This is a genomic window from Bradyrhizobium sp. OAE829 (assembly GCF_040546575.1).
Classification (GTDB): domain Bacteria; phylum Pseudomonadota; class Alphaproteobacteria; order Rhizobiales; family Xanthobacteraceae; genus Bradyrhizobium.
This window is the reverse complement of sequence record NZ_JBEPOE010000001.1, coordinates 5,045,631-5,068,389: the sequence shown is the minus strand read 5'-3', so window position 1 is coordinate 5,068,389 and position 22,759 is coordinate 5,045,631. Positions and strand designations below refer to the sequence as shown.

Sequence of the window (22,759 nt, the reverse complement as noted above, 5' to 3'; positions counted from 1 at the left end):
GGTACGACAGTTGTGGGCGGGGCGAGGTGCCCCCTCAAATCGTCTGGTTATACTCGCCGACTTCGGGATGGGTGCGCAGCACCACATTCATCGCCTCGAACATGTCGTGCATCCGTTGCTCGGCAACGGGGCTCTCGACCACCACCACCAGCTCCGGCTTGTTGGAAGACGCCCGCACCAGGCCCCAGCTGCCATCTTCGACCGTGACGCGCACGCCGTTGACGGTGACGAGATCGCGGATCTTTTGGCCCGCGACCTTCTCCCCCTTGTTCTGCAGCGCCTCGAAATGCTTCACCACCGCGTCGACGACGCCGTATTTGGTCTCGTCGGCGCAATGCGGCGACATCGTCGGCGACGACCAGGTTTTCGGCAGCGCGTCCTTTAGATCCGCCATCGACCTGCCGGTGGCACGATCGAGCATCTCGCAGATCGCGATCGCCGAAACCAGGCCGTCGTCATAACCGCGGCCGAACGGCTTGTTGAAGAAGAAATGCCCGGATTTTTCGAAGCCCGCCAGCGCGCCGAGCTCGTTGGTGCGGCGCTTCATGTAGGAATGGCCGGTCTTCCAATATTCGGTCCTGGCGCCCTGCTTCTGCAGCACGGGATCGGTGACGAAAAGTCCGGTCGACTTCACGTCGACCACGAACAACGCATCCTTGTGGATCGCCGACATGTCGCGCGCCAGCATCACGCCGACCTTGTCGGCAAAAATCTCCTCGCCGGTGTTGTCGACCACGCCGCAACGGTCGCCGTCGCCGTCGAAGCCGAGGCCGACATCGGCCTTGTGCTTCAGCACTTCGTCGCGGATCGCGTGCAGCATCTCCATGTCTTCGGGGTTCGGATTGTATTTCGGGAAGGTGTGATCAAGCTCGGTATCGAGCGGGATCACCTCGCAGCCGATCGCTTCCATCACCTGCGGCGCGAACGCGCCCGCGGTGCCGTTGCCGCAGGCGACCACGACCTTCAGCTTGCGCTTCAGCTTCGGGCGCTGGGTAAGGTCGGCGATGTAGCGCGCCGGAAAATTCTCGTGGAATTGATAGGAGCCGCCGGCCTTGTTCTTGAAATCGGCGTTGAGCACGATTTCCTTCAGCCGCGTCATCTCGTCGGGGCCGAAGGTCAGCGGCCGGTTGGCGCCCATCTTGACGCCGGTCCAGCCATTGTCGTTATGCGACGCGGTGACCATCGCGACGCAGGGCACGTCGAGGTCGAACTGCGCGAAATAGGCCATCGGCGTCACCGCGAGCCCGATGTCGTGCACCTTGCAGCCCGCCGCCATCAGGCCCGAAATCAGCGCGTATTTGATCGAGGCCGAATAGCCGCGGAAATCGTGCCCGGTGACGATCTCCTGCTTGATGCCGCGCTCCGCGATCAGCGCGCCGAGCCCCATGCCCAGCGCCTGAATGCCCATCAGGTTGATTTCCTTGCCGAACAGCCAGCGCGCATCATACTCGCGAAAACCCGTCGCCTTCACCATCGGCTCGGATTCATAGGCATAGGTATTCGGAACCAGCACGGATTTCGGCTTCGGAAACATGGGGGATGGCCTCTTGAGACATAGAAGGGCAGCGCCGCAGGCTTAGCGAAAGCCTGACTGCAGCGGAAGGCGGGATTAGCGGCTTTTGGCGATTAATTGCGGCGGATTTGAAGGCAGAACTGCCTAGAGCTTCAGCTCTGACTGCATCAGAACTGAAGCTCTAAATTCCTGTTTTGACGCGTTTTCTTCACGCGAACCGGCATCCACTTCGCTCGAAAACGCTTTATTGCTCCAGCACCAGCCTGCCATTGGCGTATTCGAAGCGCTTCAGCTTCGACAGGAACGACAGGCCAAGGAGATTTTCCGAAAGCGCTTCGTCGGGCAGCACCATGGCGTCGACGTCGCGCACCACGATCCCGCCGAGATCGATCATGGCAATCCGCGCGCGCGCGGCCTTGATGGTCCCATTGGCGGTGGTGACGGTGGCATTGTAGTCGCCGCGCGAGGGGCGCAGGCCGAACCGCGCCGCGGACTTCTCGTTCAGCGCCACCAGCGAGGCGCCGGTGTCGACCATGAAGTCGACGCGCTGGCCGTCGATCCGGCCGTCGGTCTGGAAATGGCCGCGCGCGTCTCTGGGAATGCTGAGGCTGCGGCTGCTGGCCTGCGCGACCGTCGCCGTTTCGATCTTCTGTGGCTTGGCATTGGCGGCCGCCAGCGTCGGCGCGATCTTGTCCGCCATCTGTCCCATGAAGCCGCCGAGGCCGACCAGAATGGCGGCGAAGATCATCAGGTTACGCATGACCACACTCGATACGCTACATTTGGGACTTTTGGTTTTGACGCGTTTTCTTCACGCGAACCGGGAGTCCTCTTCGCTCGAAAACGCTCTCACCGCCGATAACACCACGGCGCCGGCCAAGCCGCGACTAACAACGCCGGCCGAAGCTGCCATTTTGACGAAAAGGATGAGCGAAGTATTAACGGGACTGCTCAACCTCGCCCCGCTTGCGGGGAGAGGTCGGTAGCCCGGGTGGAGCGAAGCGCAACCCGGGGGCCATCCCAATGCTGGCAGATTTCCCGGGTTACGCTTCGCTCCACCCGGGCTACGAGCTATCCGTGGCAAGCGGGGGCGAGGGAGCAGCTACGTGCCGCGCGGTTTGACCCGCCGCGTCGGCATGGCATTGGCCGGGTCTTCCGGCCAGGGATGCCGGGGATAGCGGCCGCGCAGGTCGGAACGCACGGCTGCGTAACTGCCGCGCCAGAACCCGGGCAAATCGCGCGTCACCTGCACCGGCCGCTGCGCCGGCGACAGCAGTTCCAGCACCAGCGGCACCGCGCCCTTGGCGATCGAGGGATGGCTGTTGAGCCCGAACAATTCCTGCAGCCGCACGGCAATCGTCGGCCCCTGCTCGGCTTCATAATCGATCGCCAGCATGGTGCCGGTCGGCGCCTCGAAATGGGTGGGCGCCTCGCGCTCCAGCCGCGCACGCAGATCCCACGGCAATAGCGACAGCAGCGCGTCCGAGAGATCGCCTGACGACAAGTCCTTCAGCGAAGTCTTGTCGTAGAGAACGGGCTCTAGCCACGCCTCGCTTGTGGCAGCGAGCGCGTCGTCGGACAGATCAGGCCAGCTTTCACCTTCCGCCTTGCGCAGGAACATGACGCGATCACGCCATTGCTTTAACGCCTTTGACCACGGCAATTTGTCGAGACCGGCCGCGACCAATCCGGCCGCAAATGTTTTTGCGGTTTCCGCCGAGGGCTGCAGCGCCATCGGCGCCTCCGACAGCGTGATGGCGTGCAGGCTGCGCTTGCGCCGGGCACGGAGCGCCATCGCGCCACGATCGAACGTGATCTCCTCGGCGTTCTCGATCTGGTCGGCGAAGCGCAGTTCGATCTCTTCCTGCGCGATCGGCGCCGCCAGCAGAATGCGGCCCTGTGCGGCCGTGCCGGTCAGTTCGGCGACCGCAATATAGGGCGCGCGTGCCAGCGACGAGGTCTGCTCGACGGCCGCACCCCTGCCGTTGGCGAGCACAAAACTGCCGTTGCCCCGGTTGCGCGCGACCCGGTCGGGGAAGGCAAATGCCAGCATCACGCCGGTGCTCAGATCACCGTCCGCTTGCGCGGACGAAACCGGCGCTTCGGCCGCCACCTGCGAGGCCCAGCGCTGCGCCAGACTGCGCGCGCTGGCGGCACGGGGCGAACGGTCGCGGCGGAATTGATCCAGCCTGTGATCGAGATCGACGCCGTCGCCGCCGAGGCCGCGCTCGGTCAGGACAGCGGCGATGTCGGCGGCCTCTTCGCCCGCGCCAGCGCGATGCGAGTCCACGATCATGCGCGCCAGCCGCGGCGGCAGCGCCAGTGCGCGCAGGCTCTTGCCTTCCGCGGTGATCCGGCCGTCGCCATCGAGCGCGCCGAGTTCGGCAAGCAGACTGTTGGCCTCCTTCAACGCAGGCGCCGGCGGTGTATCGAGGAATGCCAATGTCGCGGGATCGCGCACACCCCATTGCGCGAGGTCGAGCACCAGCGAGGACAGATCGGCCGAGAGAATTTCAGGCTGCGTGTAGGCGGCGAGCGATGCCGTCTGCGGCTCGTCCCACAGCCGGTAACATACGCCGGGCTCGGTGCGGCCGGCGCGGCCGCGGCGCTGATCGACCGCGGCGCGCGAGGCACGCACGGTTTCCAGCCGGGTCAGGCCGATGTCCGGCTCATAGCGCGGCACCCGCGCCATGCCGGAATCGACGACAATCCGAACGCCTTCAATGGTCAGCGACGTCTCGGCAATCGAGGTGGCCAGCACCACCTTGCGCTGCCCCTTGGGCGCCGGCTGAATGGCGCGGTCCTGCACGGCGGCATCGAGCGCCCCGTACAGCGGCACGATCTCGACGCTTGCGTCATGGACCCGTTCGCCGAGAAAATTCTGCGTGCGGCGGATTTCGGCGGCGCCCGGCAGGAACGCCAGCACCGAACCGGGATCGGCGCGGAGCGCGGTTGCGATCGCGTCCGCCATCTGCCGCTCCAGCGGCGCATCGGCCTTGCGGCCGAGATAGCGTGTCTCCACCGGAAAGGCGCGGCCTTCACTGGCGACCACCGGAGCATCGCCCAGGAGTTTGCCGACCCGCGCACCGTCGAGCGTCGCCGACATCACGAGGATGCGCAAATCCTCGCGCAGACCGGTCTGCGCATCGCGCGCCAGCGCCAGCCCCAGATCGGCATCGAGCGAGCGTTCGTGGAATTCGTCGAACAGCACGGCAGCAACGCCGCTCAGTTCGGGATCGTCGAGAATCTGGCGCGAAAAAATTCCCTCGGTGACGACCTCGATCCGGGTCGCGCGCGATATCTTCGAGCCGAAGCGGACGCGATAGCCGACGGTCTCGCCGGCGCGTTCGCCGAGCGTCCGCGCCATCCGTTCTGCACTGGCGCGCGCCGCGATCCGCCGCGGCTCCAGCATGATGATCTTCTTGCCCTTGAGCCAGGGCGCGTCCAGCAGCGCCAGCGGCACCCGCGTCGTCTTGCCCGCGCCCGGAGGAGCCACCAGCACCGCGGCATTATTGTCCGTCAGCGTGCGCGTCAGCTCAGGAAGAGCCGCGTCGATCGGAAGGGGCGTGTCGAAGGTCAGGGGCAAGTTTTTCACTCATTCATCATGCCCGGCCTTGCCGCCTTCGCTAAAGCTTCGGCGGGCCAACCATTCGTGGCCACGTCGAAGCTTTAGCGGAGACGGGTGCCGGGCATCCACGTCTTTCTTTCTCGAACGGTCAGAAAACAAGACGTGGATGGCCGGAACAAGCCCGGCCATGACGGAAATAGCGGTGGCGCAGTTCAAGAAGCCATCAAACGATGGTCTCGGATCTCCGTCCCACGCTGTCATATGTGAAGCCGTGCGCCGCCATGTCCTCGGGGCGATAGATGTTGCGCAAATCCACCACGACCGGCTTGGCCATCTCGCGCTTCACGCGCTCCAGGTCGAGGGTGCGGTATTGCACCCATTCGGTCACGACAACCATGGCGTCAGCGCCGCGCAGGCAGTCATAGGGGTCTTCGCAATATTCGATATCGGGCAATTCCTTGCGCGCCTGTTCGATGCCGACCGGATCGTGGGCGCGGACCTTGGCCCCCATGTCGAGCAGCCCGGTGATGAGCGGAAGCGAGGGCGCCTCGCGCATGTCGTCGGTGTCGGGCTTGAAGGTGAGGCCGAGCACCGCGACCGTCTTGCCGCGCAGGCTGCCACCAGCCGCGTTCGACACCTTGCGGGCCATCGCGCGCTTGCGGTTGTCGTTGACCCCAAGCACGGCTTCGACGATGCGCAGCTGCACGTCGTGATCGAGTGCGATCTTCACCAGCGCGCGGGTGTCCTTTGGGAAGCACGAGCCGCCGAAGCCCGGGCCGGCATGCAAAAACTTCGCGCCGATGCGGTTGTCGAGCCCGATGCCGCGCGCGACTTCCTGCACGTCGGCGCCGACCTTTTCCGAAAGATCCGCGATCTCGTTGATGAAGGTGATCTTGGTGGCGAGGAACGCATTGGCGGCGTATTTGATCAGCTCCGCGGTGCGCCGCGCCGTGAACATCAGCGGCGCCTGGTTGAGCGACAACGGCCGATAGATATCGCCGAGCACCTTGCGCCCGCGCTCGTCCGAAGTGCCGACCACGATACGGTCGGGGAATTTGAAATCGCGGATCGCCGCGCCCTCGCGCAGAAATTCCGGATTGGACGCCACCACCACATCGGCTGACGGATTGACCTCGCGGATCAGCCGCTCGACCTCGTCGCCGGTGCCGACCGGCACCGTCGATTTGGTGACCACGACCGTAAAGCCCTTGAGCACCGCGGCGATCTCGCGCGCGGCGGCGTGCACGTAGCTCAAATCCGCGTGACCATCGCCGCGCCGCGACGGCGTGCCGACCGCGATGAACACGGCGTCCGCTTCCGCGACCGGGGCGCTCAGATCGGTCGTGAAATCCAGCCGTTTGGCCTTCACATTGGAAGCCACCAGCGCGTCGAGCCCAGGCTCGAAAATCGGGATCTCACCGCGCCGAAGCGCGGCGATCTTGTCGCCGTCCTTGTCCACACAGGTAACCTGGTGACCGAAATCGGCAAAGCAGGCGCCGGATACCAGCCCCACATAGCCCGTGCCAATCATGGCAATTCGCATGGAAAACAGCCTGTTTTTGATGGTTAACGGTCACCCGGATTCTGCCCGCCTCTTAAAGCATTTGGCGGCAAAGGGGAAACCGGAAAAGCGCCGGAGAACGGCAAGAACCGGCAAAGAAACCGGCAAGAAACCGGCATGTCATTTGTATGAATAAAGGAGAAAGCAACGGATCGGGCCGATGATGCGGCGCCAACGGACCAAAACAGGACATCCATGACACCAAACGGCACATTGCCTGTCGCCGAACGCGCCACGTCTTTCGTGGCCGGACGCGTAGATTGGGTCGACTATGCCAAGGGCATCTGCATCGTCATGGTCGTGATGATGCATTCGGTGCTTGGGGTTGAGGCCGCAGCGGGCCAGACCGGCTTCATGCATTGGCTCGTCATGTTCGCCAAACCGTTCCGGATGCCGGATTTCTTCCTCATTTCAGGCCTCTTCCTGGCGGTCGTGATCGACCGCGACTGGCGCACCTATCTCGACCGCAAGGTGGTGCATTTCGTCTATTTCTACGTGCTGTGGGTGACGATCCAGTTCGGTTTCAAGGCGCCGTCGTTCGCCGCCGGGACCGGTTGGGCCCATGTCGGCTATCTGTATCTGGAATCCTTCATCGAGCCGTTCGGCACGCTGTGGTTCATCTATCTGCTGCCGATCTTTTTCGTCGTCACAAAACTGACACGCAGCGCGCCTCCGCCAGTGATCTTTGCCGCGGCCGCGTTGCTGGAAATGGCGCACGTCGCGACCGGCTGGACCGTGATCGACGAATTCTGCGCGCGCTTCGTCTATTTCTATGCGGGTTATTGGCTGGCTTCCTATGTCTTCGCCGTGTCGGACCGCGCGCGGGCGCAGCCCGCACTGGCACTCGCGGGTCTGGCATTGTGGGCCTTGATCAATGGCGGCCTGGTCATTGCAGGCTACAGCGACTTGCCGCTGGTCTCGCTCGCACTGGGGTTTGCCGGCGCCGGCGCCATCATCGTGATGGGCACGCTTTTGGCGCGAATGCGCTGGCTGAATTTCCTGCGTTTTTGCGGCGAGCATTCGATCGTGATCTATCTCGCCTTCTTCCTGCCGATGGCGGCGACAAGGGCGCTGCTGCTGCGCAGTGGACTCCTCGACGTCGGCACGATCTCGCTGATCGTCACCGTCGCAGGCGTCGTCGGCGCGCTGGCGATCTGGCGGCTGGCGCTGGCGCTGCATGCCAACTTCCTGTTCGATCGCCCCGGCGCGTTCTGGATCGCGCCGAAAAAGGCGACCCCGGTGTTGCAGGCGGCGGAGTAGGTTTCGCACCCTGCCACCCGCCTGAATGGCAGCTGATGACAGCGTGGAAAATCGCCCGCCGAGGCTGTCAATCCGCGCAAAAATCCCTAAGTTTCGGCCATGCCGAAAACAGCCCCCAAAGCCGACAAACCCGCCCCCGCCAAAGCCGCAGCCAAGTCCGAGACCAAGTCTCAGACCAAGGCTGAAACCAAAGCGCCCGCCAAAGTTCCGGGCAAGGGCGACCATGTCTTTCTGGTCGACGGTTCCTCCTACATCTTCCGCGCCTATCACGCGCTGCCGCCGCTGAACCGCAAATCCGACGGGCTGCAGGTCAATGCCGTGCTCGGGTTCTGCAACATGCTGTGGAAGCTGCTCCGCGACATGCCCGAGGACAATCGGCCGACCCATCTGGCGATTATCTTCGACAAGTCCGAGATCACGTTCCGCAACAAGCTTTACCCCGATTACAAGGCGCACCGGCCACCGGCGCCGGACGACCTGATCCCGCAATTTTCCCTGATCCGCGACGCCGTGCGCGCGTTCGACCTGCCCTGCCTCGAGCAGGGCGGCTTCGAGGCCGACGATCTGATCGCGACCTATGCCCGGATCGCGGGTGAGCGCGGCGCCACCACCACCATCGTCTCGTCAGACAAGGATCTGATGCAGCTCGTGACCGACAAGGTCGTGATGTACGACACCATGAAGGACCGCCGCATCGGCATTGCCGAGGTGATCGAGAAGTTCGGCGTGCCGCCGGAGAAGGTGGTCGAGGTGCAGGCGCTGGCGGGTGATTCCACCGACAACGTGCCGGGTGTACCCGGCATCGGCATCAAGACCGCGGCGCAATTGATCGTCGAATATGGCGACCTCGAACAATTGTTGTTCCGCGCCGGCGAGATCAAGCAGCCGAAGCGGCGCGAGGCGCTGATCGAGAATGCCGAGAAGGCGCGGATTTCGCGCCAGTTGGTGCTGCTCGACGACAAGGTCGAACTCGACGTGCCGCTCGACGACCTTGCGGTGCACGAGCCGGATGCACGAAAACTGGTCGCGTTCCTCAAGGCGATGGAGTTCTCCACCCTCACCCGCCGCGTTGCCGACTATTCGCAGATCGATCCGTCCGACGTGGAAGCCGATGCTGCCAGCAAGAGTGCTGCCGCACCCGCTACGGCCAGGGCGGCCGGCGGCGCTACCGGCGACCTCTTTGCCAGCCCGCCCGCTACGGCAAAGCCGGGCGCTGATAAGCAGGACAAGGCCGCGAGCCCCAAGGGCACGCCGATTTCGCTCGCCGCGGCGCGCGCCGAGGCCGCGAAAAAGCTTCCCGTCGATCGCACCAAGTACCAGACCATCCGCAGCCTTGATCAACTCAAGGCCTGGATCGCACGCGCGCATGATGTCGGACACTTCGCGATCGACGCGCAAGCCAACATTGACGATCCGATGCAGGCCGACGTCTGCGGCATTGCGCTGGCGCTGGGACCGAACGACGCCGCGTACATTCCGCTCGCGCACAAGCAGTCCGGCGGCGGTTCAGGGTTGTTCGACGCCGGCCTCGCGCCGGACCAGATCAAGCCGAGCGACGCGCTGGCCGCACTGAAGCCGCTGCTGGAATCAGCGGGCATTCTGAAGATCGGTTTCAACATCAAGTTCAACGCCGTGATGCTGGCGCAGCATGGCGTCACCCTGCGCAATGTCGAAGATGCGCAATTGATCTCGTACGCGCTCGATGCCGGGCGCAATGCGCACGGGCTGGACGGGCTCGCCGAGCGCTGGCTTGGCCACGCCGTGATCAGCTATGGCGATCTTGTCGGCAGCGGCAAGAACAAGCTCACTTTCGACCAGGTCGAGATCGACAAGGCGACCGCCTACTCGGCCGAGTACGCCGACGTGATCTTAAGGCTGTGGCGCGTGATGAAGCCGCGCCTCGTCGCCGAGCGCATGAACGTGGTCTACGAGACGCTGGAACGGCCGCTGGTCAGCGTGCTGGCGCGGATGGAGCGGCGCGGCATTTCGATCGACCGCCAGGTGCTGTCGCGCTTGTCAGGCGAATTCGCCCAGACCGCTGCACGGGTCGAAGCCGAACTGCAGGAGATCGCGGGCGAGCCGATCAATGTCGGCAGCCCCAAGCAGATCGGCGACATCATCTTCGGCAAGATGGGCATCACCGGCGGCACCAAGACCAAGACCGGCGCCTGGTCGACCTCGGCGCAGATCCTCGACGAACTCGCCGAACAGGGCCACGAATTCCCGAAGAAGATTCTGGAATGGCGGCAGGTTTCTAAACTGAAATCGACCTACACCGACGCGCTGCCGGAATATGTCCATCCGCAGACCCATCGCGTTCACACCACCTACGCGCTGGCCGCGACCACCACCGGGCGGTTGTCGTCCAACGAGCCGAACCTGCAGAACATTCCGGTCCGGACCGAGGACGGCCGCAAGATCCGCCGCGCCTTTATCGCCACCCCCGGCCACAAGCTGGTGTCGGCTGACTATTCTCAGATCGAGCTGCGGCTATTGGCCGAAATCGCCGACATTCCGGTGCTGAAGCAGGCGTTCCGCGACGGGCTCGACATTCACGCCATGACGGCCTCTGAAATGTTCGGCGTACCGATCAAGGACATGCCGAGCGAGGTGCGCCGCCGGGCGAAAGCGATCAATTTCGGCATCATCTACGGCATCTCGGCGTTTGGCCTCGCCAACCAACTCGGCATCGCGCGCGAGGAGGCCTCGGCCTACATCAAGAAGTACTTTGAGCGATTTCCGGGCATCCGCGCCTACATGGATGCGACACGGGATTTCTGCCGCGCCAACGGCTATGTCGAGACCCTGTTCGGCCGCAAGTGCCATTACCCCGACATCAAGGCGAGCAACGCCTCGGTCCGCTCCTTCAACGAGCGCGCCGCGATCAACGCCCGCCTGCAAGGCTCCGCCGCCGACATCATCCGCCGCGCCATGATCCGGATGGAGGATGCGCTGGCCGAGAAGAAGCTCTCGGCGCAGATGCTGCTGCAGGTTCACGACGAACTGATCTTCGAGGTGCCCGAGAAGGAAGTCGCGGCGACGCTGCCTGTCGTTCAGCACGTGATGCAGGACGCACCGTTCCCGGCCGTGCTGCTCTCGGTGCCGCTGCAGGTGGATGCGAGGGCCGCGAATAATTGGGACGAGGCGCATTGATTCTTACCTCTCCCGCACTTGCGGGGGTCGAGACGAGCGAAGCTCGCTCTTAGGTCGACGCGCTCTTGCGCGTCGGGTGGGGGAAATCTCTCGCCGAACTCGCGCGTCCGTTGCTGGGCGACACCCCCACCCCAGCCCTCCCCCGCAAGCGGGAGAGGGAGTGCACTGCCGTTCGGATTGAATTGCCCTCCGTACAATTTCCGAAATGACATCGCGGCTTGTTGCGCGCTAGAAAAGTGCGAATTCCCTCGCGAGTCCCCTCATGCCCCACACGTCTGCCCTGCTCGGCTTCGCGCTCGTCTCGCTCGGCATGGTGCTGACGCCGGGGCCGAACATGATCTACCTGATCTCGCGTTCGATCACGCAAGGGGCGGCGGCGGGGATCGTGTCGCTTGGCGGCGTCGCGCTCGGGTTTGTGTTCTACATGCTGTGCGCGGCGTTTGGCATCACGGCGCTGTTGTTCGCCATTCCTTACGCCTATGACGCGCTGCGGTTCGCGGGCGCCGCCTATTTGTTGTGGCTGGCGTGGCAGGCGCTGAAGCCGGGCGGCCGCTCGCCGTTTCAGGTGAAGAAGCTGCAGGTCGATGGCCCGTGCAAGCTGTTCGCGATGGGCTTTGTCACGAATTTACTGAACCCGAAGATCGCGATGCTTTATCTGGCGCTGCTGCCGCAATTCATCGATCCCGCTGTGGGCAGCGTGCTGACGCAGTCGCTGGCGTTGGGCGCGATCCAGATCGTGATCAGCGTCAGCGTCAACGCGATGATCGCGCTGGCGGCCGGATCGATCGCGCTGTTTCTCGGCACGCGGCCGAGCTGGCTGCTGTTGCAGCGCTGGCTGATGGGCACGGTGCTGGCGGGGCTGGCGGTGAAAATGGCGTTCGAGGCGAGGAAGGCGTGAGCCCCGCTCGTCATGCGCGGGCTTGACCCGCGCATCCATCGCCTGCGCCCGCAGGCAGATCAGTTTGCTCAAGAAGGATGGATTGCCGGGTCACAAGCCCGGCAATGACACCGATATCCTCAATCCAGCTTCGCTTCCATCCCGCGCTTGGTCGCCGGGCGGGCCATCAACGCGTTGTACCAGCGCTCGACGTTGGGGAAGTCTTTCAACTCCACTTTGTGGCGCGGGTGGCGCCAGGCCCAGCCGAGGATTGCGAAATCGGCGACCGACAGCGCATCCGCGACGAAGTCGCGGCCGTCGAGCCGGCGGTCCAGCACGCCGTAGAGCCGGCGGGTCTCGTCCATGTAGCGCTTCAAGCCATAGGCGCGGTCGGTTTCGTTCTCCAGCGCGATGAAATGGTGCACCTGGCCGGGCATCGGCCCAAAGCCGCCCATCTGCCACATCGTCCATTCATAAACCGGGATACGCTCTGCCAGCGGCTCGGGCAGGAACTTGCCGGTCTTCTCGCCGAGATAAAGCAGGATCGCGCCGGACTCGAAGATGCTGACCGGCTTGCCGTCCGGGCCATCAGGGTCGACGATCGCGGGAATCTTGTTGTTCGGGCTGAGTTTGAGGAAGGCGGGCGCCATCTGCTCGCCCTTGCTGATGTTTACCGGGATCACCTTGTAGGGCAGCCCCATTTCCTCCAGCGCGACCGAGATCTTGCGGCCGTTCGGCGTGTTCCAGGTGTGCAGTTCGATGGTCATTTACGGTTTCCCCCAATAAAGCTTGGACTTCCCGTAGCGCGGAAGCTTGCGGCCTTACAACCGCCGTTTCCGAGGGGGCTTCCCTGCGCCCGGCGGGGGCCCGGCACATTGCCGCGCCCTGTTGATTTGGCCAGATCGGCTCTGGAATGTGACTGTAAGCACCGATAGATTGCCGCCCGCCTCAAACCTTTGGGAATACGCCTTGTCCAAGTCAGCCTCCCGCGCCCGCCTCGCCGAGATCATCCGCAAGCGATCGTTCGGCCGCGGAGAGATTACGCTGGCCTCGGGCCGCAAGAGCGACTTCTACTTCAACCTCAAGCCGACCATGCTCGACCCCGAGGGTGCGGCGCTGCTGGCGGAATTGACCTACGAGGCGCTGAAGGACGACCAGCTCGACTACGTCGGCGGCCTGGAAATGGGCGCGGTGCCGCTGGCCGGCGCGATCGCGCAGCTGTCTTGGATCAAGGGCCATCCGATCGCGGCCTTCTTCGTGCGCAAGAAGCCGAAGGAGCACGGCGCCCGCCTCGCGGTCGAGGGCCTCGCCAAGGGCGAGAGCCTGCAAGGCAAGCGCATCGTGATCGTCGAGGACGTCACCACGACCGGCGGCTCGGCGCTGAAGGCGGCCGAGGCCGTGCGCGAAGCCGGCGGCGAGATCGTGCTGGTATTCACCATGGTCGACCGCGAGGAAGGCGCGACGGAAGCGTTTGCCGAAGCGGGCATACAGTTTCGATCGCTCTACAAGGCCAGTGAATTTTTGAAGAGCTGATTTCGACCGCTCCCTCAGTTGTCATGCCCGGGCTTGACCCGGGCATCCATCAATCTTCGCAAGAGCTTTACTCCAAGAAGATGGATTGCCGGGTCAAGCCCGGCAATGACGAGGAGCGCCCGCAATTCTTTCCCGCTACCGAGCGCTTGCTCATAGCTCGTTTACCATCCCGGATTATGGTGAATCCGCTGACGCCTGTCGCGCGTCGGTGCTTAAGTTTTGCGTTGGGTGGAGTTAGCGTTGCGTACAGAGTTGGTTTTTTCGCGCATGCGGCGCCGCGCGACCTCTATTGTCGCCGCCACGCTTGCAGCCTCTTTCATGCTGGTGCCCGGCAGCGTATCGGCCGAAGGCCTGTTCGACATGTTCTTTGGCGGTGGCCAGAAACAGCAGGCGCGGCAAGCCCCGGCACAGGCGAATTTCTTTGCTGATCCGTTCGGCCTCAATCAGCCGCCAGCCCAACCCGCCCCGGCGCCGCGCGTCGCCGGCTCCGGACCCGCCTTCTGCGTCCGCAGCTGCGACGGCAAGTATTTTCCGCTGACCACGCGCGGCAACGCCACGCCGGTTCAGATGTGCCAGGCGTTCTGTCCCGCCAGCACCACCAAAGTGTTCTACGGCGGCAATATCGACAGTGCCTCGGCCAGCAATGGCGAGCGCTACGCCGACAGTGAAAACGCCTTCGCCTACCGCAAGGCGCTGCGCGCCGATTGCACCTGCAACGGCAGAAGCCCGTCGGGCCTCGCGCCGGTCGACCTCGCGCTCGACACCTCGCTGCGCTCGGGTGACGTCGTCGCCACCACCGACGGCCTGGTGGCCTATACCGGCGTCCGCCTCGGCGCCGAGCAGACCGCCGAATTCACGCCCGTCGCCTCTTATCCCGGCCTCACCGCCAGCGTCCGCGCGCGGCTCGGTGAAATGAAGGTCGCGCCTGTCAGCGCTGAAATGGTCGGTGAAACCGTGATGCCCGAGACGCGAAACGAGATCGCGATGCCGGCGACGGTGGTGCCGAAGAGCACAGCACCCAAGGCAGCGAAGCGGGCGGAAGTGAATTAATTGGACATCGCAGACCCTCATGGTGAGGAGCGCGTCTTCGCGCGTCTCGAACCATGAGGCCACAGACGGGCCTACATCCTTCGAGACGCGGCCAAGTGGCCGCTCCCTCGGTGAGCGCAAAGCGCTCATCCGGGGATGAGGACAATCGACATCACCGCCCGACGATCACCCCGATCACGTTCGGCGCCGACAGATATTTTTCCTCGATCGCCGCACGCGCCGCGGCGCGGTTTTCCGGCGTCAGCAGGCCGCGCTTTTCGGCGAGGATCATCCAGCAATAGCCCCACCAGTCCGACAGCATGCCCTGGTCGTCGACGAGGTCGTAGCCCTGCTCGGCGGCAAAGATCCGCGCATGGGCCTCATCGAGCGAATCGAGCCAGGCGTGATCGGCGATCGAGAACAGGTCGTCGCTGAAATCGTCGGTCGTGTAACCCCACACCGACATGCAGACGGCGTTGAACTCACGGTCGATGGCGTCGTCGTCAACCAGTTGGCGGCGCGAGGCCTGATGTAGCCGCGACAGCGAGCGCGCAAAATCGGCGATACGGGTGAGCGCGAATTGATCGAAGGCGATGGTGGACATGGACATGTAGTCCTCGATACCAGTGATAGACCATAGATATTGTGTCGGCACTGCGCCGAATCACAATGATATATCAAGTACTTGCTAAAGTGTTCTTAATTTGTTCCATGACCGCGAATTATCCGAACGGAGGGTTAGCAAAGACCATTCACTGCGACGAAGCGCTGGAAAACAGATTGATCACAACGACCCCGGAGACGATCAGGCCCATGCCCGCAGAGCGCGGCCGTATCCAGCTTCTGGCTCTGGAACACCCAGGCGATCGTGGCGATGAGGACGACGCCAACGCCCGACCAGACGGCATAGACCACGCCGGTCGGCAGGCTTCGCAGGGTCAGCGACAGAAAATAGAACGCCACCGCATAACCCGCGACCGTCACCAGCGACGGCAGCGGCTTGCTGAAACCGTCCGACAGTTTCAGGAAGGTTGTCGCCACGACTTCCGAGAGAATCGCGATGCCCAAATAGAGATAGGTCATGCCGCCTGCTAGCAGAGGCATGTGATGTTTTGACGACTCGGGCGGCCCCCGTATCCTTGGCTACGACGACGGCGGATCCGATGCCTGTTTCTCCCTCCTATTAGTAGAGGGGCAAGATTCAGGAGCATCGAGAATGGAACCGGGCTTCATCCAGCGAATCATCGGACTTTATGGCGCGAAGGGATTTGTGACGTTCGATCAACTCAATGAACTGCTGCCGTCGGCAACGACCAAGGCGGAAGATATCGAAGCGATTATGCAGGCGTTGAGCGACGCAGGAATAAACGTTGTCGAGGACAACTCGTAGCCAGGTGCATCGGCGGAACCATTCTCTCTGGAGGGCTGGCTTCGTTGTCGCTCACATCGCCGACAGCATCCTGCCGCCGCAATAATTGGCGTAGAATTTTCCGCCGCATTGCCGCTTCATCGCCGCACACCGGGCGGCGGGCGACGCATCCTTCGCGACGCTGAACGAGCAGCCCAACCCATCGGCGCTTTTGCCCGCCTTTCCGGCGGCGAACGCGGCGCTGGTGGCGCTGATGCAGCACACCAGAAGCGTCGCGGCGGCGATCTCGATGATCAATCTCATGGCGCGTCCTCCCCTCAACTGGCGCGATATCATCGCTTTCAAACGCCATTCTAGCACCGAAATCGGCGTGCCGATGCCTCCAAATCGGCCCGGTCCTTGCATAAAAACATACCAGCGCGGTGCACAACAAACGTCTGGATGGTTTCGGTTGTGGCGCAAGGCGCGTATCGTTTTGTGAGTCTGAACTGCAGGGATTGACGCGTTGCAAGAACAAGCATTCGCAGGGAGTTTTCCGGTGCCGGGCCAACCGATCGACGAACTGGCGCTTTCCGAAATCAAGGGCGCGATCCTCGCCAAGCTGCGGCTTGCCATCGGCAAGGACACCGGCATGGCGACCAAGCGCGACTGGTACAAGGCCGCGGCGTTGGCGCTGCGCGACCGCATCGTGCACCGCTGGCTGACGGCCGAGAAGGATAATTACGACGCCGGCCGCAAGCGGGTCTATTACCTCTCGCTCGAATTCCTGATCGGGCGCCTGTTCACCGACGCGCTGAACAATATGGGCCTGCTGCCGCTGTTCGAGGCGGCGCTGGGCGATCTCGGCGTCGATTTGTCGGATTTGCGCAATTGCGAGCCGGATGCGGCGCTCGGCAATGGCGGCCTCGGGCGGCTGGCGGCCTGCTTCATGGAAAGCATGGCGACGCTGGCCATTCCCGCGATCGGCTATGGCATCCGCTACGATTTCGGCCTGTTCCGCCAGATCATCGCGCAGGGCTGGCAGCAGGAATATCCCGACGAGTGGCTCGGCTTCGGCAACCCCTGGGAATTCCAGCGCTCCGAGGTGGTCTATCAGGTGCATTTCGGCGGCCACGTCACCCATGTCGCGGACAAGGGGCGCGAACGCGCGAGCTGGCATCCCGGCGAAACCGTGCAGGCCGTCGCCTACGATACCCCGATCGTCGGCTGGCGCGGCCAGCACGTGAATGCGCTGCGGCTGTGGTCGGCGCGCTCGCCCGATCCGCTGCGGCTCGATGCCTTCAACACCGGCGACTATCTCGGCGCGGTGGCCGAGGAAGCGCGCGCCGAATCGATCTGCAAATTCCTCTATCCGAACGACGAAAGCGCCGCGGGCCGCGAATTGCGGCTGCGTCAGGAGTATTTCTTCGTCTCCGCCTCGCTGCAGGATCTGGTCAAGCGGCACCTCGCCGCCGATGGGCAGTTGCGCAGCCTGGCGCAAAAGGCCGCGGTACAGCTCAACGACACCCATCCGAGCCTTGCCGTCACCGAGCTGATGCGGCTCTTGGTCGACCTGCATAATTTCCGCTGGGAAGAAGCCTGGAAGATCACGGTCGCGACGCTGTCCTACACCAACCACACGCTGCTGCCGGAAGCGCTCGAGACCTGGCCGGTCGAACTGTTCGAACGGCTGCTGCCGCGGCATCTTGAAATCATCTACCGCATCAACGCCGCGCATCTGGCGCTGGCCGAGCAACGCGCTCCCGGCGATATCGACTTCCGCGCCTCGGTGTCACTGATCGACGAGCGCTCCGGCCGCCGGGTCCGGATGGGACAACTGGCCTTTGTCGGCTCGCACCGCATCAACGGCGTCTCGGCGATGCATTCCGACCTGATGAAGGAGACCGTGTTCCACGATCTCAACCATCTCTATCCGCAGCGCATCACCAACAAGACCAACGGCATCACCTTCCGGCGCTGGCTGATGCTGGCCAATCCGAAACTGACCCGCCTGTTGCGCGAGACCTGCGGCGAAGCCGTGCTCGATGATTTCTCGCAGCTGCAGCGCCTCGAAGACCATTGCGGCGACAATTCGTTCCAGCAGCAGTTCCGCGACGTCAAGCTCCAGAACAAGCTGGCGCTGGCGCGGGTGATCGGCGAGCGCCTCAGCATCAAGGTCGATCCGTCGGCGCTGTTCGACGTCCAGATCAAGCGCATCCACGAGTACAAGCGGCAGCTGCTCAACATCCTCGAAGCGGTTGCGCTGTATCAGGCGATCAAGGATGAACCGCAGCGCGACTGGGTGCCGCGGGTGAAAATCTTCGCCGGCAAGGCGGCGGCGAGCTATCGCACCGCCAAGCTGATCATCAAGCTGATCAACGACGTCGCCGAAATCGTCAACAGCGATCCCGTGGTCGCGGGCCGATTGAAGATCGTGTTCCTCGCCAACTACAATGTCAGCCTGGCCGAAGTGATCATCCCGGCGGCGGACCTGTCCGAACAGATCTCGACTGCCGGCATGGAAGCCTCCGGCACCGGCAACATGAAGCTCGCGCTCAACGGCGCCTTGACCATCGGTACGCTCGATGGCGCCAACATCGAGATCCGCGACCATGTCGGCGCGGAAAACATCGCGATCTTCGGCATGGAAGCCGGCGACGTGATGGTCCGGCGCCGCCAGGGACTGGATGCCTCCGACGTGATCCGCCGCTCGCCGCGGCTGTCGCGGGCGATCAGCGCGATCGAGAGCGGCGACTTTTCGCCCGGCGACCCCGCCCGGTTCGAGGCGATCGGTCACACGCTGCGCCAGTTCGACCACTACATGTGCGCCGCCGATTTCGATTCCTATTACGAGGCGCAACGCGGCATCGATGCGCGCTGGCAGGTGATCCCGGCGTGGACGCGGGCCTCGATCCTCAACGTGGCGCGGATGCCGTGGTTCTCCTCCGACCGCACCATCCGCGAATACGCCGAGGATATCTGGCACGTGCCGGTGCTGCCGACCGCGCCAGTGCAGGAGCAGGATGCTCAGCGCGGCGTGTCGGGTTGAATTTCTCCCAGTCGTCATGCCCGGGCTTGACCCGGGCATCCACGTCTTCGTTTCTCGTAAGCAAGGAAGACGTGGATGGCCGGACATAGGCAAGCGGAAGCGACGCCGTCCTTCGGACGGCTACGCCCGGCCATGACGTAGGGAGCCATTACCTGTCACGTCATTGAATTCGACCCAGTTGCGGTGATACTGCACGGCAGTACCCGGGGAATTCCATGCTCACCAAGACACCGCATCTTTTCGACGACGCCACGCAGGTTACCGCCGGCGACAGCCGCTGGCAGGGCAAGACCAGCGAGGATTACTGGGCCTTTGTCGGCCCGTTCGGCGGCTGCACCGCGGCCACCATCCTGCGCGCGCTGATGGACCACCCGCAACGGTCGGGCGATCCGTTGTCGCTCACCGTCAATTTCTGCGCGCCGGTCGCGCAAGGCGCCTTCGATCTCGACGTGCGGCTGGTCAAGGCCAACCGCTCGACGCAGCATTGGTGCGTGGAGATGACGCAAGGCGGCGGCGAGGTGGCGACGCTGGCGACCGCCGTGTTCGCCGAGCGCCGTCCGTCATGGTCGCACCCGCAGGCGCCGTTCCCGTCATCAAAACCCTACGAGCAGACGCTGCCCTACGGGAAGGTCGCCGCTCCCTGGGTCAAGCAGTATGATTTCCGCTTCGTCGAGGGCGAACCGGGCTGGGGCTCGTCGTCGGCGGCGGAGCCGAATTCATTCTCGAAACTGTGGATCGGCGACCGGGTGCCGCGGAAGATCGACGCGCTGTCGCTGATGTCGATGTCGGACGCGTTTTTCGGCCGCATCTTCCACGCCAGGCGCGAACTGGTGCCGTTCGGCACGGTGTCGATCACGACCTATTTCCACGCCGACGCCGACGATCTCGCCGCCGAAGACATCACGCGCGTGCTGGCGGTGGCCGACGCCAAGATTTTCCACAAGTCTTATGGCGACCAGAACGGTGAATTGTGGTCGCCGAACGGACGGCTGCTCGCAACGACGACGCAAATCGCGTATTTCAAGGCGTAAGGGAACAATCCCGTTCGAGTCTGCGTAGGGTGGGCAAAGGCGCGTTTGCGCCGTGCCCACCATTCATCCACAGTGACGTCTTGAATGGTGGGCACGCTACGCTTTGCCCACCCTAAGCATTCCGAATATGAGGGCGGCTCATGTCCGAACCCGACGCCAAAAATATCGCCCTGCTCGGCATTCCCGTCGAAATCGGCGCCTCGCAGGCCGGCACGCTGATGGGTCCAGATGCACTGCGGACCGCGGGCATCGCGCGCGTGCTCGACCAGTTGGGATTTGCCGTCGAGGATCACGGCAATCTCGCGATATCGAAGGTCACGCCGGACGGGCCGGCCCCTGCCAACGCCAAATTCTACGATGAGGTGAAAACCTGGATCCGGCTGCTCAGCGAGCGCGCCTACCACCTGGCGCATTCCGGCGCCATCCCGATCTTCATGGGCGGCGATCATTCGCTCTCGATGGGATCGGTCAATGGCGTCGCGCGCTATTGGAAAGAACAAGGCCGGCCGCTGTTCGTGCTGTGGCTCGATGCGCATGCCGACTACAACACGCCCCACACCACCATCACCGGCAACATGCACGGCATGTCCTCGGCGTTCCTGTGCGGCGAAGGCGGGCTTGACGATCTGCTCGGCGATCAGCCGCGCGCGTCGATCACGCCGGATCAGCTCGATTTGTTCGGCATCAGGTCGATCGATCCCCTGGAGAAGAAGCTGGTCCAGGACCGCCGCGTCGCCATCGCCGACATGCGCGCACTCGATGAGTTCGGCGTCGGCGTGCTGATCCGCCGCGTCATCGAGCGCGTGAAGGCGAAAAACGGCGTGCTGCATCTCAGCTTCGACGTCGATTTTCTCGATCCGGCGGTCGCGCCGGGTGTCGGCACCACCGTTCCCGGCGGCGCCACCTACCGCGAGGCCCATCTGATCATGGAACTGCTGCATGATTCGGAACTGGTGCGCTCGGTCGACATCGTCGAGCTCAACCCGTTCCTCGACGAGCGCGGCCGCACCGCGCGCGTCGCGGTGGAGCTGATCGGCAGCCTGTTCGGCCTGCAGATTACCGACCGCCGCACGCCGACAAACGCGATGCTGCAAGGACGATAGCTGGAGCGGCCGCATCAAGAACAAGCATTCCGTGAAAAAAAAGGGCGACCTTGCGGTCGCCCTTCTTCATTTCCGGGAATGACGTTCGGATCACTCCGCCGCGAGCTTGACCTCAGGGGCAGCAGCGCGGACGTCGGCGTCGACCTGGGCTTCGAACTTGGCAAAGTTCTTCTGAAACATGCCGACCAGCGCGCGCGCGGTCTTGTCGAACTCGGCCTTGTCCTTCCAGGTGTTGACGGGGTTGAGAATGTCGCTGGGCACGCCCGGCAGCGCCGTCGGCACCGCAAAGCCGAAATACTTGTCGGTGCGGAATTCGACATTGCGCAAGCTGCCGTTCAGCGCCGCGGTCAATAGCGCCCGCGTCACCTTGATCGGCATCCGGCTTCCGGTGCCGTATTTGCCGCCGGTCCAGCCGGTGTTGACCAGCCAGCAATCGACATTGTGCTTGGCGATCAGCTCGCGCAGCATGTTGCCGTAGACCGACGGATCAAGGGGGAGGAACGGCGAGCCGAAGCAGGTGGAAAATTCCGGCTGCGGCTCGTTGCCGAGACCACGTTCGGTACCGGCGACCTTGGCGGTGTAGCCGGACAGGAAGTGATACATCGCCTGCGCCGGGGTCAGCTTTGCGATCGGCGGCAGCACGCCGAAGGCGTCGGCGGCCAGCATCACCACGTTCTTCGGCTGGCCGGCACGTCCGGTGCGCGAGGCGTTCGGGATGAAATCGAGCGGATAGGCCGAGCGGGTGTTTTCGGTCTTCGAACCGTCGTCGAAGTCCGGCACGCGGGTGCGCTCGCCGAGCACGACGTTCTCCAGCACCGCGCCGAAGCGGTTGGAGGCCGCGAAAATCTCGGGCTCGGCTTCCGGCGAGAGCTTGATGCATTTGGCGTAGCAGCCGCCTTCGAAATTGAAGACGCCGTCCTTGCCCCAACCATGCTCGTCGTCGCCGATCAGCGTGCGCTGGGGATCGGCCGACAGCGTGGTCTTGCCGGTGCCGGACAGGCCGAAGAAGATCGCCGTGTCGCCGTCGGGACCGACATTGGCCGAGCAGTGCATCGGCAGCACGCCCTTGGCGGGCAGATAATAGTTCAGCGTGGTGAACACGCTCTTCTTCATCTCGCCGGCATAATAAGACCCGCCGATCAGGACGATCTTGCGGGCGAAGTCGATCGCGACGACGTTCTCGGACTTGCAGCCGTGGCGTTTGGGATCGGCGCGGAAGCTCGGCAAATCGATGATGGTGAGCTCCGGCACGAAGCTGGCGAGATCGGCCGCTTCAGGGCGGATCAGCAGCGTGCGGATGAACAGCGAATGCCAGGCCAATTCCGTGAAGACGCGGGTCTTGATCTGGAAACTCGGATCAGCGCCGCCATAGAGGTCCTGCGCGAACAGCGACATGCCTTCGGCGTGCTTGAGGAAATCGGCGTAGAGCGCGTCGAACTGCTCTGAGGTGATCGACTGGTTGCCGGCCCACCACATCTTCTCGGTGGAGGCGTCGCGCACCGTGAACTTGTCCTTCGGACTGCGGCCGGTGAACTCGCCGGTGTCGGCGCACAGCGCGCCATCGGCGGAGAGCACGGCTTCGCCTGACGACAGCGAATATTGGTAGAGCTGCGGCGCTCCGAGGTTCCAGCGAACCTCTTTGAGTTTCTTTAAGCCAAATTTATCGGCGCCAAAGGCACCGTTACGTAGACCCGTCTCTTGCACGAAGAACCTCCTCGAACCCGCGTATCTCGA

General features: G+C 63.7%; 17 protein-coding genes and 2 pseudogenes. 10 read left to right on the top strand and 9 right to left on the bottom strand.

Translation table 11 applies throughout. From position 1 onward, the window contains the following. Positions 1–34 precede the first annotated feature (34 nt). The 4 genes from ABIE49_RS24385 to ABIE49_RS24370 all read right to left on the bottom strand — a co-directional run bounded on the left by ABIE49_RS24385 (position 35) and on the right by ABIE49_RS24370 (position 6,624). Entirely contained in the window at positions 35–1,534 is a 1,500-nt protein-coding gene (locus tag ABIE49_RS24385; RefSeq protein WP_192739186.1) for a phosphomannomutase/phosphoglucomutase, read from the bottom strand. 223 nt (positions 1,535–1,757) lie between these two features. After that, on the bottom strand, positions 1,758–2,273 hold the full coding sequence (locus tag ABIE49_RS24380) for a TIGR02281 family clan AA aspartic protease (protein ID WP_192739187.1): 516 nt from the start codon (positions 2,271–2,273) through the stop codon (positions 1,758–1,760). Positions 2,274–2,615: 342 nt separating this feature from the next. Further along, positions 2,616–5,099 carry an ATP-dependent helicase HrpB gene (gene hrpB / locus ABIE49_RS24375; RefSeq protein ID WP_192739300.1) on the bottom strand — a complete coding sequence of 828 codons (2,484 nt, stop codon included), beginning with the start codon at positions 5,097–5,099 and terminating at the stop codon, positions 2,616–2,618. A gap of 205 nt (positions 5,100–5,304) precedes the next feature. Next, positions 5,305–6,624 carry a UDP-glucose dehydrogenase family protein gene (locus ABIE49_RS24370; RefSeq protein ID WP_192739188.1) on the bottom strand — a complete coding sequence of 440 codons (1,320 nt, stop codon included), beginning with the start codon at positions 6,622–6,624 and terminating at the stop codon, positions 5,305–5,307. Between ABIE49_RS24370 and ABIE49_RS24365 the strand changes: the two genes are divergently transcribed. The 4 genes from ABIE49_RS24365 (at position 6,623) to ABIE49_RS24350 (ending at position 11,953) form a co-directional block, all read left to right on the top strand. After that, complete coding sequence (locus ABIE49_RS24365) at positions 6,623–6,778, top strand: hypothetical protein (protein WP_192739189.1); 156 nt, start codon at positions 6,623–6,625, stop codon at positions 6,776–6,778. The genes ABIE49_RS24370 and ABIE49_RS24365 overlap by 2 nt on opposite strands. Before the next feature lie 59 nt (positions 6,779–6,837). Continuing rightward, a complete protein-coding gene (locus tag ABIE49_RS24360; protein WP_192739190.1) occupies positions 6,838–7,902 on the top strand; it encodes an acyltransferase family protein in 1,065 nt (354 codons plus the stop codon). Between the two features lie 99 nt (positions 7,903–8,001). Beyond that, positions 8,002–11,055 (top strand): DNA polymerase I, encoded by a 3,054-nt coding sequence (gene polA / locus ABIE49_RS24355; protein ID WP_192739191.1) that lies wholly within the window; start codon positions 8,002–8,004, stop codon positions 11,053–11,055. 262 nt (positions 11,056–11,317) lie between these two features. After that, complete coding sequence (locus ABIE49_RS24350; RefSeq protein WP_192739192.1) at positions 11,318–11,953, top strand: LysE family translocator; 636 nt, start codon at positions 11,318–11,320, stop codon at positions 11,951–11,953. A 119-nt stretch (positions 11,954–12,072) separates the two neighbouring features. Here ABIE49_RS24350 and ABIE49_RS24345 read toward each other — a convergent pair whose 3' ends face one another. Further along, complete coding sequence (locus ABIE49_RS24345; protein ID WP_192739193.1) at positions 12,073–12,699, bottom strand: glutathione S-transferase family protein; 627 nt, start codon at positions 12,697–12,699, stop codon at positions 12,073–12,075. A gap of 202 nt (positions 12,700–12,901) precedes the next feature. Between ABIE49_RS24345 and pyrE the strand changes: the two genes are divergently transcribed. Next, entirely contained in the window at positions 12,902–13,465 is a 564-nt protein-coding gene (gene pyrE / locus ABIE49_RS24340) for an orotate phosphoribosyltransferase (protein ID WP_192739194.1), read from the top strand. 267 nt (positions 13,466–13,732) lie between these two features. After that, entirely contained in the window at positions 13,733–14,515 is a 783-nt protein-coding gene (locus tag ABIE49_RS24335; RefSeq protein WP_192739301.1) for a DUF2865 domain-containing protein, read from the top strand. Between the two features lie 151 nt (positions 14,516–14,666). Here the strand turns inward: ABIE49_RS24335 and ABIE49_RS24330 are convergent, their stop codons facing one another. After that, positions 14,667–15,098 carry a hypothetical protein gene (locus ABIE49_RS24330; RefSeq protein ID WP_192739302.1) on the bottom strand — a complete coding sequence of 144 codons (432 nt, stop codon included), beginning with the start codon at positions 15,096–15,098 and terminating at the stop codon, positions 14,667–14,669. A gap of 148 nt (positions 15,099–15,246) precedes the next feature. Continuing rightward, positions 15,247–15,577 (bottom strand): annotated as a pseudogene (locus ABIE49_RS24325) (DMT family transporter). Between the two features lie 133 nt (positions 15,578–15,710). Between ABIE49_RS24325 and ABIE49_RS24320 the strand changes: the two are divergent. After that, positions 15,711–15,872: pseudogene (locus ABIE49_RS24320) on the top strand (RNA polymerase sigma factor region1.1 domain-containing protein); the annotation flags it as partial. A 63-nt stretch (positions 15,873–15,935) separates the two neighbouring features. On the opposite strand, the gene ABIE49_RS24315 reads toward ABIE49_RS24320, so the two are convergent. Then, positions 15,936–16,166 carry a hypothetical protein gene (locus ABIE49_RS24315; RefSeq protein ID WP_192739196.1) on the bottom strand — a complete coding sequence of 77 codons (231 nt, stop codon included), beginning with the start codon at positions 16,164–16,166 and terminating at the stop codon, positions 15,936–15,938. 202 nt (positions 16,167–16,368) lie between these two features. Between ABIE49_RS24315 and ABIE49_RS24310 the strand changes: the two genes are divergently transcribed. From ABIE49_RS24310 to rocF, 3 genes are all read left to right on the top strand, one after another. Further along, the gene (locus ABIE49_RS24310; protein WP_192739197.1) at positions 16,369–18,891 is read left to right on the top strand and encodes a glycogen/starch/alpha-glucan phosphorylase; all 2,523 of its coding nucleotides are present in this window, start codon (positions 16,369–16,371) and stop codon (positions 18,889–18,891) included. Positions 18,892–19,106: 215 nt separating this feature from the next. Beyond that, positions 19,107–19,922, top strand: a complete 816-nt coding sequence (locus tag ABIE49_RS24305) for an acyl-CoA thioesterase (protein ID WP_192739198.1) — start codon at positions 19,107–19,109, stop codon at positions 19,920–19,922. Between the two features lie 140 nt (positions 19,923–20,062). Next, complete coding sequence (rocF, locus tag ABIE49_RS24300; RefSeq protein WP_192739199.1) at positions 20,063–21,025, top strand: arginase; 963 nt, start codon at positions 20,063–20,065, stop codon at positions 21,023–21,025. Between the two features lie 90 nt (positions 21,026–21,115). Here rocF and ABIE49_RS24295 read toward each other — a convergent pair whose 3' ends face one another. Next, positions 21,116–22,729: a phosphoenolpyruvate carboxykinase gene (locus ABIE49_RS24295; protein WP_192739200.1), complete on the bottom strand. Its 1,614-nt coding sequence runs from the start codon at positions 22,727–22,729 to the stop codon at positions 21,116–21,118. Positions 22,730–22,759: the final 30 nt, after the last annotated feature.

Bases quoted from the DNA above. Each gene is read 5' to 3' on its own strand.
- ABIE49_RS24315 (WP_192739196.1), bottom strand. From the start codon at position 16,166: ATGAGATTGATCATCGAGATCGCCGCCGCGACGCTTCTGGTGTGCTGC.
- polA (WP_192739191.1), top strand. From the start codon at position 8,002: ATGCCGAAAACAGCCCCCAAAGCCGACAAACCCGCCCCCGCCAAAGCC.
- ABIE49_RS24365 (WP_192739189.1), top strand. From the start codon at position 6,623: ATGGAAAACAGCCTGTTTTTGATGGTTAACGGTCACCCGGATTCTGCC.
- ABIE49_RS24370 (WP_192739188.1), bottom strand. From the start codon at position 6,624: ATGCGAATTGCCATGATTGGCACGGGCTATGTGGGGCTGGTATCCGGC.
- ABIE49_RS24360 (WP_192739190.1), top strand. From the start codon at position 6,838: ATGACACCAAACGGCACATTGCCTGTCGCCGAACGCGCCACGTCTTTC.
- ABIE49_RS24335 (WP_192739301.1), top strand. From the start codon at position 13,733: ATGCGGCGCCGCGCGACCTCTATTGTCGCCGCCACGCTTGCAGCCTCT.
- ABIE49_RS24350 (WP_192739192.1), top strand. From the start codon at position 11,318: ATGCCCCACACGTCTGCCCTGCTCGGCTTCGCGCTCGTCTCGCTCGGC.
- ABIE49_RS24345 (WP_192739193.1), bottom strand. From the start codon at position 12,699: ATGACCATCGAACTGCACACCTGGAACACGCCGAACGGCCGCAAGATC.
- rocF (WP_192739199.1), top strand. From the start codon at position 20,063: ATGTCCGAACCCGACGCCAAAAATATCGCCCTGCTCGGCATTCCCGTC.
- ABIE49_RS24380 (WP_192739187.1), bottom strand. From the start codon at position 2,273: ATGCGTAACCTGATGATCTTCGCCGCCATTCTGGTCGGCCTCGGCGGC.
- ABIE49_RS24330 (WP_192739302.1), bottom strand. From the start codon at position 15,098: ATGTCCACCATCGCCTTCGATCAATTCGCGCTCACCCGTATCGCCGAT.
- ABIE49_RS24305 (WP_192739198.1), top strand. From the start codon at position 19,107: ATGCTCACCAAGACACCGCATCTTTTCGACGACGCCACGCAGGTTACC.
- ABIE49_RS24385 (WP_192739186.1), bottom strand. From the start codon at position 1,534: ATGTTTCCGAAGCCGAAATCCGTGCTGGTTCCGAATACCTATGCCTAT.